The 13,077-nt window shown below is 60.4% G+C and carries 8 protein-coding genes; 7 read left to right on the forward strand and 1 reads right to left on the reverse strand.

Features of this window, described 5'->3' with window-relative positions:
- Positions 1 to 58: 58 nt before the first annotated feature.
- From SALLO_RS17955 to SALLO_RS0113480, 5 genes are all read left to right on the forward strand, one after another.
- Positions 59 to 5,767: a T9SS type A sorting domain-containing protein gene (locus SALLO_RS17955; RefSeq protein ID WP_022836825.1), complete on the forward strand. Its 5,709-nt coding sequence runs from the start codon at positions 59 to 61 to the stop codon at positions 5,765 to 5,767.
- Positions 5,768 to 5,861: 94 nt separating this feature from the next.
- Complete coding sequence (locus tag SALLO_RS17960) at positions 5,862 to 6,308, forward strand: fibronectin type III domain-containing protein (RefSeq protein ID WP_022836826.1); 447 nt, start codon at positions 5,862 to 5,864, stop codon at positions 6,306 to 6,308.
- A gap of 642 nt (positions 6,309 to 6,950) precedes the next feature.
- Complete coding sequence (locus tag SALLO_RS0113470; protein ID WP_157621518.1) at positions 6,951 to 7,313, forward strand: hypothetical protein; 363 nt, start codon at positions 6,951 to 6,953, stop codon at positions 7,311 to 7,313.
- A gap of 14 nt (positions 7,314 to 7,327) precedes the next feature.
- Positions 7,328 to 7,693: a DUF6686 family protein gene (locus tag SALLO_RS0113475; RefSeq protein ID WP_022836828.1), complete on the forward strand. Its 366-nt coding sequence runs from the start codon at positions 7,328 to 7,330 to the stop codon at positions 7,691 to 7,693.
- A gap of 20 nt (positions 7,694 to 7,713) precedes the next feature.
- Positions 7,714 to 7,929, forward strand: coding sequence for a hypothetical protein (locus tag SALLO_RS0113480; protein ID WP_022836829.1), 216 nt, complete (start codon positions 7,714 to 7,716; stop codon positions 7,927 to 7,929).
- 20 nt (positions 7,930 to 7,949) lie between these two features.
- Here SALLO_RS0113480 and SALLO_RS17330 read toward each other — a convergent pair whose 3' ends face one another.
- Positions 7,950 to 8,315, reverse strand: coding sequence for a DUF4112 domain-containing protein (locus SALLO_RS17330; RefSeq protein ID WP_022836830.1), 366 nt, complete (start codon positions 8,313 to 8,315; stop codon positions 7,950 to 7,952).
- Between the two features lie 172 nt (positions 8,316 to 8,487).
- On the opposite strand from SALLO_RS17330, the gene SALLO_RS0113490 reads away from it, so the two are divergent.
- Together SALLO_RS0113490 and SALLO_RS0113500 are read left to right on the forward strand one after the other, a co-directional pair.
- Positions 8,488 to 10,914 (forward strand): TonB-dependent receptor, encoded by a 2,427-nt coding sequence (locus SALLO_RS0113490; protein WP_022836831.1) that lies wholly within the window; start codon positions 8,488 to 8,490, stop codon positions 10,912 to 10,914.
- A 282-nt stretch (positions 10,915 to 11,196) separates the two neighbouring features.
- A complete protein-coding gene (locus SALLO_RS0113500) occupies positions 11,197 to 13,005 on the forward strand; it encodes a PepSY-associated TM helix domain-containing protein (protein ID WP_022836832.1) in 1,809 nt (602 codons plus the stop codon).
- Positions 13,006 to 13,077 lie beyond the last annotated feature (72 nt).

Here is a 13,077-nt window from a genome sequence, read left to right on the forward strand (position 1 = left end):
CAGCCTTCGTGCGTGCACCTTACCTCCGATTTTCTTTCCTCTACCTCCCGTCTGTACCATGTCACGTCAGATCATCATCCCGAAAATTGTTCTCTATCTTCTTGGATTTGCGATCCTCTTTCCCATACCGAGTGCCTTCGCGCAGACAAGCATCACGGAGGACATCGTCACCGATACAGAGTGGACACAGGCAGGAAGTCCCTACATTGTAGAGTCCAGCATATCCGTTGATGCAGGAGCCACGCTAACGGTGCAAAGCGGGGTAGTCGTGGAGATTGACTTCCAGGAAGACATCGTCGTCCGCGGCGCGCTGGTGGCCGACGACGTCACCTTCGAGGGGAACGACACCGACCTCACCGCAGACGAAAGCGGCACGCTCACGATCACCAACTCCCGGTTTCCGTCGGACTCTGGCAACTATGTGCGTGTGAAGCTCTACAGCACATCCGCCTCGACGCTCAACGGCAACACCTTCGATGGAGTCCGCCCGCTTTTCGAACGACTGGGGGCTCCAGCGTCAACAGTCAGCAGCAACGCCTTCTCCAACGCAGACGCCCAGTTTGTTTATGCCGACGACACCGGGACGACCGCAGAGGTAACGGCCGACGCCACGATGCGCACCTATCAGGGGCTGCCGGTCAAGATCGTCGAGACGGTAATCGTAGACGCAGCAGCGACGCTAACTGTGCAAAGCGGGGTGGTCGTGCAGATTGACTTCCTGGAAGACATCGTCGTCCGCGGCGCGCTGGTGGCCGACGACGTCACCTTCGAGGGGAACGACACCGACCTCACCGCAGACGAAAGCGGCACGCTCACGATCACCAACTCTCGGTTCTCCGAAATGCGACTGTACTTCCAAGGTACGTCTACAGGAAGTGTAAACAACAACGATTTCCTGTCGTCCAGTTCCACCTACGCCTTAGAGAACGACGGCACAAACATTATCGATGCCGAAAATAACTACTGGGGGAGCGCCAATGGACCCACCCATCCTGGCAACCCTGGCGGAAACGGACTGCAAGTTAGTGACAACGTTGACTACGAGCCGTGGCTGCAATCAAGCCCCAGCGCTTTTGCCGCCCCAAACGGTCTCACCGCTACGTCCAGCGACGGCCAAGTCGATCTCAGTTGGACGGCCAGCACCGCCGCCGACCTCGACGGCTACAACGTCTACCGCGCCACATCGTCGTTCAGTGATCCGGCGAATGCCACGAAGCTCAACAGTACAGCGATCGCAGACCCGTTTTTTACGGACAACAGCGTCACGAATGGAACGACCTATTTTTACGGCGTCACCGCGGTTGACGCCGATGGCAATGAGAGCGGACTCTCCAACGAGGCAAGCGCGACTCCATCACCGGGTGGCATCAGCGAAACTCTGGAGATCGGTGCGGTGACGCTCTACGCCGATGCCATCGAAAACACGTCCGGCTCGGTTTATGAGGCGACGGGAAACGTAAGCATCAACGAAATTCTTCAATTTTCAGGCACTGTTACGGCCGATACCGAGGCGCTCTCCATTGCAGGGGATGGGTCTATCTTTGTGACAGAAATCCCTTCCCTGGGCAATGTGGTATTGTATGAAGGAGCGTTCGATTTCAACTTGGCAGATGAGATTACAACGACTCTGGAGGGCGAGGCGCTCAGTGCGACCAACAGTCTGCTTACCGCTGCGAGTTTACCGGTGCATGTTGGAGAAATCGAACTGCTGAGCGATGGGGTTCGAATCGGAGGTGAGATCGTCCTTCCCGATGTCATTGGCAGTGTGGAGGTGGCCGTTGAAACGCTGCAAATTACCCGGAGTAGCGGCTTCGATATCGCGGGCACCCTCTCAGTTGAGGAGGTGCCGTTCCGAAACGGCATCGCGACCCTCGAAAGCCTCGAACTCACGTTCGATAGCGCTGAGAATCGGTTTTCGGGAGCAGCGGACCTGAAGACCCCTGCACTTGGCTTGGAGGCCGAAGCAGAACTGCTTGATGGACTGCTCAATACGGTTGCTGTAGAGATTGAGGTATCGCCGCCTGTCCCCATCGCAAATACAGGACTTGGCCTCTCTGGAGGAGGCGGAGGAATTGAGAACATCGTCGAGCCTCCCCCAACCTTGTTCGTCTCTGCAGACATCACCCCGATGACCGGAACCATCGAGACCGTAACGCTCGATGACCTCACGCTGGCCTACACCTTCGGCGAGCGCTTGGAAGGGAGTGGACGAGTGACTGTCTTTGATGAGGACGTGGGAGGCGCTGTGGTCACTGTTGAGACACAAAGCCTCGCCTTCGAGGGAGACGCGAGTTTCACAGTTCGAGATAACAACATTTTAGACGGCCAGATTAGCGCGGGAATCAATCAGGTATCCACAGGTTACGATGTTTCTGGAGGGGTGAGCGCCCAACTCCAGGTTCCGTCTTTGGGCGATGGCTTTCCATTTGGTTGGCTGGAGTCGCTTCCGGAGGTTGAACTCCCGTATACAGTTGCACAAACGGAGAATTATTTATTGAACGCTGCGATCACGGGTGAGGTGGAAATCGCTTCCTTTGGGGTAGCGTATGGCTTGGCCTATGTCAACCCCACCATCGAGGCGGATTTTGCCCGCAACATGGAGAACCTCAATGAGGATCTCTTTCCTGTTCCCGCACTTAAGCCGTCGTTGGCGAAACAACAAGAGAATCGGTTTGAAGGACAGAGCCTCATTCTGGGTGGGAACCAGCAACTCAACGCACAGGCTCGGGCGACTGCAGATACAATCCGGCAGCAATTTACCCTCAACACTATCCAGTCTGGACTGATCATTCGTGTTGACGGCTCAGGGGAAGTACCGTCATTTTCCGTAACGCTTCCGAACGGTCGCACCGTGAGCGCGAGTGATGCATCCGCTGAGATCACCTTCAGTGAAGAAAGTGGCAGTGGAAAAGCATTCGCTACATTTGGTGCCCCCACCACTGGTATGTGGTCGGTAAACCTGCCCTCTGGCCCGGAAGTCGCTGTAGACGTGATCGGCGCGAATCCTGCGCCATCGTTGGACCTGGACCCACCTGAAGTATCAGGAGACAACGTGTCGCTGTCGTGGACCGTACAGGACAATGATCCGGTCACCGTTGATCTTTTTTATGATACAGACTCCGGTGGCCAAGATGGTACGCTCATCGCCGAAGATGTGTCAGGTACCAGTTACACTTGGCCGACAACCGGACTCACTCCGGGTCCCTATTACATCTATGCACGCGCCTCGGATGGAATCAATTCACCGGCGATCCGCTATGCTTCCACGCCGGTGCAGGTGGCTCCAAGAAACGAATTGACAGTGCCGACCGATCTCGATGCGGCCGTGCGAGATACGGTACTGGACATTTCGTGGTCTGCGAGTCCAGATGCAGTAACATACACGCTCTTTTACGAGGAGGGCGAAGAGGTCAACTTTACGTCACCATCACTTCCTGTTGGAGACACCACTGGCATCACCTTGGACGAAATTCCCTCTGGGCGCACCTATACGCTGGCCGTTGTTGCACGTGACGACGATGGCGGCTACAGTGCACTTTCTCTTCCGCAAACGGTGAACTACACCCGGAATAGTGGAAACAATCCGCCGAAATTTGTGGATCCGACACCGCCAGAGACAAGTCGCGAGGGCGAATCATACAGCTATACATTTGCGGCGAACGATGCCGACAACGATCCACTGTCGTTTTCTCTACTCGAGGCACCTGACGGCATGATGATAAGTTCAAGCGGCGTGGTTTCCTGGACGTCGGTCCCAGGTGTTCACAATGTGCGTGTTCAGGTTGCTGACAATGCTGGAGGTCTCGACTCACTATCCTACATTCTACGCGTAACCAACGAAAAGAGCTCTCAAGCTCACCTTTCATTTGGCGCGTCCCGGTATATAGGCTCCGATGCGCTTGGCACGGTTACATTATCTGACTTTGAACAGAATGTATCCAGTACGCGTGTTGACTCAGTGGACTTGACAGTACAATCCGTAACCGACGAGGTCGATCTCCGTCTTTATGAAACGGGTGCCAACACAGCCACCTTTGCTGCTGCATTTTCGTTTTCCAACTCCGCCGATCACCCTACACTGAGTGTCCAGGCTTTTGACACTCTTCGTGTTGAGTACGCTGATTCTTTCCCGGTTGAGGTGGTCGAGGCCCGCGCACTGTATGAGAGGCAACTTGCACCTGTCGCACCTGAAGGAATCATAACTGATCGTGGCTCACAGCAGGTCACATTGTCTTGGTCGGAGAATGTTGAGGCGGACTTGAAGGGCTATTTCGTGTACCGTGCTGAGTCTCCGTTCAGTGACGCATCAAATGCCGTCCGGCTCAACGATGAAGTGATTAGCACCCCGGGCTACGCGGATACTGATGTGAATAGTGGTATAACATATTACTATCGTGTTGCTGCCGTGGACGACGAAGGCAACGAGAGTGCATTGTCTGCCCAAACGTCTGTCTTCCTTTACCCTGAAACCGTTGAGGCGTCAATCACACGCACATTTGGGGATGCCAGCGGTCCGGAAGACTACCGCCTCGTGGCGCTTCCTGGTAGCGATGAAGTGCCCCTGGCCTCAAGCCTTGGAGAAGAGGCCGGAACCGACTGGCAAGCGTATTGGGATGATGGCTCCGCGAGCGATTTCCTTATCCGCTATGACGGATCCAACGTATTCACCTTCACGCCCGGCCGCGGCTTCTGGCTCACCAGTCCAGAGGACTGGGCGACCAGCGTTTCTGCACCGTCAATTACGCTGCGTGGCGATACCGTTGCGGTGATCGACCTGCACGACGGATGGAACATCATTGCCAACCCGACAGACAAAGATGTCGAGTGGACGCGTGTGGAGGCGATGCATCCCGACGCGACGCTCCAGTCTCCCTGGACCTTCGACGGTACCTTTGCACAGGCCGATACGCTCGCCTCTGCAACCACAGGAAAAGCGTATTATTTCCTTAATGACGCGGGCCTCGATTCATTGGCAATTCCGTACCCCGGCGCTCCGTTCATGGGCGAGATGGCTCCACCGGTGCAAGCTCAACGCGTGGCAACCGCAACATTGGCGCTGACGGCGACACGGCCCAATGGAGTAGCCACGACAGCGCTTATCAGCCTCAGCAGCGCTGCGGCTACAGGACCTGATCCTTTAGACCTGGTGGGACCTCCAACGAAGTTCTCGCCGGTCAGCCTGCGCTTCGTGCAACCGAAATCTGAGGAAAACGGCGTACCAGCGCGGGAACGCATGCTCGCACGGGAGTGGCGGCCGGTTCCGGAGCAGGGCCACACGTTCGACATCCGCCTCTCGTCTAAAAGTGATTCACCCCTGACTTTTCGGCTGAATGGCCTTGATTCGCTTCGTTTCGATCATGCTTCCCTAATTCATCCTGAAGCCGGTCGGTCGCATGATATTGAAGGGCGTGCGGTTGAGGTGACAGTTTCGGAAGGGACGACGCGACTGCAACTGGCGGTAGGCACGCCCGCGTACGTTACGCGCCAGCAAGAGAAGGTGCGTCCGAAGAAACTGCGCCTTCGGGCCTATCCCAACCCCGCGCGCTCGGTGGCAACGCTTGAGTACACGCTCCCCGAGGCCCGTCCGGTGCAGCTCGTCGTGTACGACGTACTCGGACGAGAGGTCGTGCGCCTGGTTGATGGCCAGCAGACCGCGGGCCGCCACCAGGTTCAACCGCCTGTAGAGCGCCTTGCGAGCGGCATGTACTTCGTCCGGCTGCGCGCGGGCGACCGCCTGCTGACGCGGAAGCTGGTCATCGTTCAGTAATTGTCCACGTGGCACATGCCCCGGCCGTAACGCGCTCAGCGCGGGCCCGGCCGGCGGCTGTCCGCCTTGTACGCACTATTCATTCAGATCCTGTATGCCCATGTTGCTGTCTCCATCCCGTATATTCCATATTGCTCAAAAAGCCGGCATCGCACTGCTGCTAACGGTCGCGCTTGTCGGATGCGATTCGGGCGGCGGAAATGACACAACCGATCCCGGCTCTGGCACCGACGACCCCGGGCCCGTCATTCCCGATGCGCCGTCTAACCTCACCGCAACCTCCGGCGATGCCCAGGTGACGCTCGACTGGCCGTCCGTGTCACAAGCGGAGCGTTACACCGTGTACCGCGCGACCACTTCCGATCCGTCGGCCCCAGGAGAAACGGTTGAGACGGGACTGACGAGCACCGAATATACCGATACCGGGGTGTCCAACGGCGTAACGTACTATTACCAGGTGACGGCCGTCGCTGATGAGGAGAGCGAACTGTCAGACGAGGCCGAAGTGACGCCCTTCTCCCCGCCGCCGTCCCGCCCGTAGGGCCTGTATCGCAAACGTACCGTTCGAAACGGACGGTCGTCTACCTTTTGTTTTGCCAATCATCCGCCAGGAACGGGCCGCACGCCGTTCCTGGCTTTATCTTTTGTCTTCCTGAAAGGAGATTCCGCCGAACCTCTACACGCCTACAAAAAATTCACACTTGTAGCTCATGGAGTGCTCTGCAGGATACAAAACCCGTAAGGACTCCTGGCTGAAAACAAATTACAGGGGCTGAATTCAATGTCAGCGTTTGTATTTCAGGACGCCGGACATTCGGTGTCCTGGGTGGTACCTGCTGTACCCGATGTTACGCATCGGATGCAACTCCCCATCAACGCCCCTCAATGAATGCAACTCGACCGGCGCGCCGCACTTCCTGCGCGCCCTACGCGGTGGATGATAGCTCGGTGCTGCCGGTGGGGGTGGCACCGGGCGCCCCACCGCTCGGTACAGACGGCAGACGGTCGGTTGCCGCAGCCCAACCCTTCACGTTTTCTTTACCGCGTGTAGACCAGCGTTCGCTTGACGTTTCTTCCAGCGCCTTTTATTGTCTTATCGATCGTTATTTGTAAATGGTCTAAATAACGACTTGCGCGATGTCTCATGCGTCGCGTGCGTGCTTTTCTGACTCCACCCTGCTTCGTGATGTGCTCTTCGTATGCTTTTGCGGCGGCCGCGCTCGATCCGTCGTCGCCGTACCTGTACGCCACCGTACGGGGCACCGTCCTGCACTGCGCGTGCTGCGGGCGCTTTCAGTTGATCTTCGACGAGACGGTGCTGCTTCTGTCGGCGCGCGACGTCCGGCGGTTGCAGCGCGTGGTGCGCGCTGCGGTGCAGGCAAACGGCGCGTCCCGTCCGCTGCGCATTGGACGAGCGGGCACCGATGCGCCGCCCACATGTATTCCGGCGGCCGACCTCGCGGCCTTGCACGCCTTGCTCGATGGCGCCGCTGCCATGCATGAGCTGTCGACGATCCTGCGCGATATGTCCGTTTCCACCGCCTAACGGCCCTTCCGGCTATGCCCCACGCCCCCGACGACACGTCTGTTTTGTTTCAAACCGAACACGGTACGGTGCTGCGGTGCGCCTGCTGCAACCGCATCGAGGTTGTGTTTGGCAACATTGCCCTGGCCGAGGAGCCGCCGCTGTTTGCCCGGTTTCATCGCCTTGTGGCGGGCCTCGACCTCGACGCCCTCTGTGCAGACCACCCGGATGTCTCGCATCCGGTCGTCCTCTCGGCGGATGGCGACAAGCTTGCGTTCCGCTTTACGTGCGACGAAGCCCGCGCCCTCCGCGAACTCCTCGATGGGGCAGCCGCCATGCTGGAGCTGGAGGGCTTGCTGCAGGAGACGCTTCACCCCGATGCGCCCGCGTCCGATGCCTAACCGCTCTGCCTCCTTACGCCATGCCTGCTCTTCACCCCGACGGCTTTGCTGCGCCCGCCGATGCTGTGCCTCCCAACGCATCAGAGCGCGCCGCGGCCCACTATCAACGCGCCCTTGCCGCCCTGGCGGCTGGACGCTTTGCCGACCTGCAGGGCACAGCGCGCCGCCGCCTGATCGTCCAGCTGCGGACCGCCCTGGCGACGATCCGCACGCGCAAATGCGCAGACCGCCCGTAGATCAGCGTGCGCCGGGTGGGCTATGCGTGCTGCTCCAACCAGTCGATGAGGGCATCGGCGTTGCGGCGGTTCGCCTTGTACCACACATCGAAGGCGTCGCCCAGCACCGGGATGAGACCGACGAGCGCATCGAGCACGCTCCGCGCAATCATTTGGGCAACAAGTCGCCACGGCGCACCTTGCCGGATCGCCTCGATAGGTACGTACGATGATACCAGCAACCCGGCGTAGTCGCCCGCTACCGGAATGAGGCTGAGAAGCGATTCGAGCCCGAAGCGCACCGGCGTAAACGGAATGCGGAAGACCTCGTCGGTCCACGTCGCAAAAGTATCCAGTCGCTCGATAACAGCCGCGGTATCGGAAGACCGTGTGGCAGTGGCAGTCATAGCAGATGCTGTACGATGAAGATAAGTGCATGGTCAAAACAACCGTGAACGTGCGGTGATCCGCGGCTCGCTGTTTTTGAAGGTTCGACGGAAAGACGCGCCGTGGTTGCATACAGCCGCGTTCACTGTTTATAATTAGTCTAAACGTTTGCTATCAGTTACGGATCTCGTTATGCATCGCTTGTTTCGCTCCAACCGTTCGGCTCTGCCGCTTCTCTTGGCCTTCCTGATGTCGTTTGGCCTGTGGGCCGCGCCGGCAGCGGCTCAAACCACCGGCCGCATCGCAGGTGTTGTCGTCGACGCTTCCACCGGCGATCCGCTGCGTGGGGTCAACATTGGCTTGCGCGGCACAACGCTGGGGACGGCCACCAACCGCGACGGCCGCTTTGTCATTGCGGATGTGCCGCCGGAGACGTACGTGCTTGCGGCGTCCTTCATCGGCTACGAAACGATTGAGCGCACCATCGTCGTGCCGTCGGGCGAGACCACGCGGGTGCGCCTCGCCTTTGCCCCCACCGACATTGAGCTGCAGGGGGTGGAGGTGATTGGCCGCCGCGCGCAAAGCTACACCACCGACTACAGCTTCGTCGCCACCAAATCGGCCACGCCGCTGCCGCTCGTGCCGCAGTCGGTGTCCGTCGTCACCAAAGAGGTGCTGGAAGACCAGCAGATCTACCGGCTCAACGACGTGTTCAAGAACGTGGCGGGCGTGACCACCTTCTCCGGCTACAACGATTACACGTCGCGCGGCTTCCGCAACCAGGATGCCCGGCTCATCAATGGACTCAAGGCGGGCTTTTCGTTCTGGACGAACCCGATCCTGCCGCACATTGAGCGGGTCGAGATCATCAAAGGGCCGGCGTCGGCGCTGTTTGCCAACACAAACCCCGGCGGCACGATCAACATGGTCACCAAAAAGCCACTCGCCGCACCGCGTCAGGCCATCGACTTTACGCTGGGCAGCTACGACACCTACCGCGCCACGGCCGACTTTACCGGCCCGCTCACGGACGACCGCACGGTGCTTTACCGCCTGAACGTGGGCTACGAAAATGCCGATTCGTTCCGGCGCCTGCAATTCAACGAGTCGCTGCTGATTGCCCCCTCCGTCTCGTTCCTGCCCACCGAGGACACGCGCGTGAACGTCGACTTCGTGTACAGCACGGTGAGCACGCGCCTCGATCGCGGGCAGCCCATCTTCAACGAAACGGAGAACCTGACCTCAACGCCCATCAGCTTCTCGCTGAGCCAGCCGGGCGACTTTATGGACAACACGAACTTTCACGTGACGGCCTCGCTGAGCCACGAATTTACCGACTGGCTCGCGTTTAACAGCTCGTATATGAAGTTCCGCTACGACCACGACCTGGAGGAGCACCGCACGAGCAACGTCTTCCTCCCCAACGACCCGACAACGCTGCAGCTGGCGTTCATCAAGCGGAAACAGACGCGCACCGTCGACAACGTGACCAACTACTTCACGATTGACGGAGAGACGGGCGCGCTGGCGCATCAGGGCCTCCTTGGGTTCGACTTCCTGCAACAGGACGATAACCGCACGCAGTGGGGCGCGCGCGGCGCGGAGTTCTTCATCCTGCCCGATGGCACGCGGACGCCGGGCGGCAATGTGGGCAACTTCAGCCTTACCAACCCGACGTACACCATCGAAGGCCGCAACCCGTCGACGTACGTGGCGAACTGGTTCTCGCAGCCGTGGCTCATTGATCCGGTGCGGCGGCGCACATACGGCCTGTACGCGCAAGACCAGATCCAGTGGAACGACCTGCGCGTGCTGCTGTCGATGCGCCACGAGTGGTACTACGACATCCTGCCGCAGGGCGATGGCACGACGCGCACGGTCGAGCAGACGTCGTGGTTGCCGCGTGTGGGCGTCGTGTACAGCGTCCTCGACGGGCTCAACATCTACGGCACGTACACCGAGGGCTTCCAGCCGCAGGCCGCCAGCGTGATCATCAACCCGCAGGTGGGCGGGCCTTTCGATCCAGAGGAAAGCCTGCTCTACGAAGGCGGCGCGAAGGCTACGCTGTTTGGCGGACGCCTCTCGGCCACGACGGCGATCTACCAGATCACGAAGCAGAACGTGCTGGTGAGCGCCAACGACCCGGGTAACCCCGAGCGGCTCGTGCAGCGCGGCGAGGAGCGCTCGCGCGGTATCGAGTTCGAAGTGGCCGGCTCGCCCGTTGAGGGGCTGCAACTGACGGCCAACTATGCCTACAACAATGCCGTGATAACGGAAGCCGCGCAGCCCGCGAACGAGGGCGACGTGAAGGAAAACGCCCCGCACCACATGGGCGGCTTCTGGGCGACGTACACGCTGGATGGCGGCCCGCTGGAGGGCCTGGGCGCGGGCGCCGGCGCGCACTTCGTCACCGAGCGCAACACGTTCGAAGAAAGCCTGCAGCTGCCGGGCTACACCGTGGCCAATGCCTCGGTGTTCTACACGGTGAACAATTTCAAAATCACGGCCACCATCAACAACGTGTTCGACAAAACCTACTGGGTGGGCGGCTACAACTTCGGTCGCCTCTACCCCGGCGCGCCGCGGACGATGCTGCTAAAGGTGGGCTATACGTTTTGATGGAGGAAGCACCCTTCGCCCTCGCCAAGATCACCCGCCCGGAGGTCAGCGGAAGCATGCGCCTAGAAATTCTCGATGTCTGACGCCTGAAAGGCGGAGTTGCGAGAATTTCAGCGAGCGAATCGCTGGCCTCAGGTGATCTTGGCGCCGGCGTGATCTTTTGGGTCCCGTTTTGGATCCAGCCAATATGGGACATAAAGCGGCTGCTTATTGCCCGCAATAGCCGCAACAATCTGCACACCGCTGACGGCAACGCAACCAACAATCGATACGATCCAGACGATGGGTAATTGGCGCAAAACGCTGTTCCGGCTGCACGGATGGATCGGGCTGAACCTGGGGTTGCTCCTGTTCGTGATCTGCTTCTCGGGGACCGTCGCCACGCTCTCGTACGAGATTGACGCGCTCATCCACCCGTCGCACCGCGTGGAAAACGTTCCGGCTGATGCCTCCGTCGACTGGACGGCGATGCACAAGACCCTCGCTGCGGCGTTCCCCAATGGCACCAACCTGGGCGTGTACGTGACGGGCTCGCCGTACGTGGCCGCGCTGCCGGATGCCGCCGCGGTAGCGTACGTAGAACAAGCCAACGACGCCGTCCGCAAGGTCTACCTGAACCCGTACACCGGCGCGCTGCAGGGCGACACCAGCTTCTTCAACGCGCAGCGCTTCTTCCGTTCGTTTCACCGCCGCTTCTTCGACGGCAACCGCGGGATCGTCATCGTCACGCTCATGGGCGTCCCGCTGCTGCTCTCCATTTTGTCGGGCTTCTTGTTCTACAAGGGCTGGCTGAAACAGATGATCACGCTGCGATGGGACCGCGGGCCGCGGTTGCGGTGGTCGGACCTGCACAAGGGCGCGGGCATCTGGGGGTTGCTCTTTTCGCTCATTATCGCCCTCACGGGCATCTTCTACTTTGTGGAAATTGGGTTTCAGGGCGCTGGCAACTATGCAGCGCTGTTGCCCAAACCGCTGCCGCAGGTCAACGAGGCCACGCTGGACCGCTTCGGCCCCCGGCCCGAACTGCTCCCCGCCGGTACGTACGTCGCGCGCGCCACGGCTGCCTTCCCCGAACTGACAGCGCACGCCGTCCGGATGCCTACTGCCCCCGATGATGCCGTGTACGTAGCCGGTCAGGCCGGCAATCCACTCACGCGCGACCGCGCCAACAAGGTGCTGTTGCATCCTTTTACCGGCGAAGTCCTCGGGGTCCAGCGGAGTAGCAGCCTGGGCGTGGTGCCCTTCATCACCGACGCTGCCGACCCGCTGCACTTCGGCTACTTCGGCGGACTGGCCACAAAGATCCTGTGGTGCGTCTTCGGCCTGATCCTGTCGTTTGCCGTGCTCTCGGGCACGTACCTGTGGGTGGTGCGCTCCATGCCGCGGCAGCGCCGGCCGCAACGGTCGGGCGACGAAGCGGCCGAACCGTCGGACGCGGGCCTCGGGCCGGTGCCGCTGCTGCGTGGGGCGGTGGTGGCTACCGCGCTCGTCCTCGCCTATTTTGGCGTCGTGAGCGTGTCTACCGTCCAGGGCATCCGCTATTACGCCCCTACGCCCGCGCCCAAAACGGTGGCCAGCGACCTTGCGGCCGGGCCGTTTCGCCTCGACGTGCAGTGCCGCATGCCCTGCGATGCAGGCCGCGAGGCCACGTTCATCGCACAGTTCCGGGGCGCGGGCCTGCCAAATCTGCAGCGCGCAGCGCTCGTGCTACCCGGTGATTCGGTGGTTGCCCTAGAGGGCCCCGCGCGTGCGCCGCGCGCCACCGTGACGGCCGCCCCCAATGACACGCTGCAGCTTGCGCTCACGCAGCACGACGGCACCACGCACCGCGCAGCCTTTGCCGTTCCCAGGACTCCAAGCGTCCAAGCAGCAAGTTTGCCTGCTTGGCCGCGCGTTCCCAACGGCGTGTGGGGGGTCGTGGGGGCGTTTCTCGTGCTCACGGCCGGTTTCATTGCCGGCTGGCTGATGCTTTTGGTGCGCGCCTTCCGCGCGAAGCGGCAGACGCTACAGCGCAAGGCGCGGCGCAAGCGATCGGGCCCGGCCAAAGGCGTCACGCTGCCGCCCGGGGCTACGCTGCCGCCCTCCTCGTAGCGCGCGCTCGGCCGTGCGGCATCGCAGTTTAACAACCGGTTCCATGGAACCATGGAACCACGGTTCTGCAGC

This window comes from Salisaeta longa DSM 21114 (genome assembly GCF_000419585.1).
In the GTDB taxonomy this organism is placed as follows: Bacteria; Bacteroidota; Rhodothermia; order Rhodothermales; family Salinibacteraceae; genus Salisaeta; species Salisaeta longa.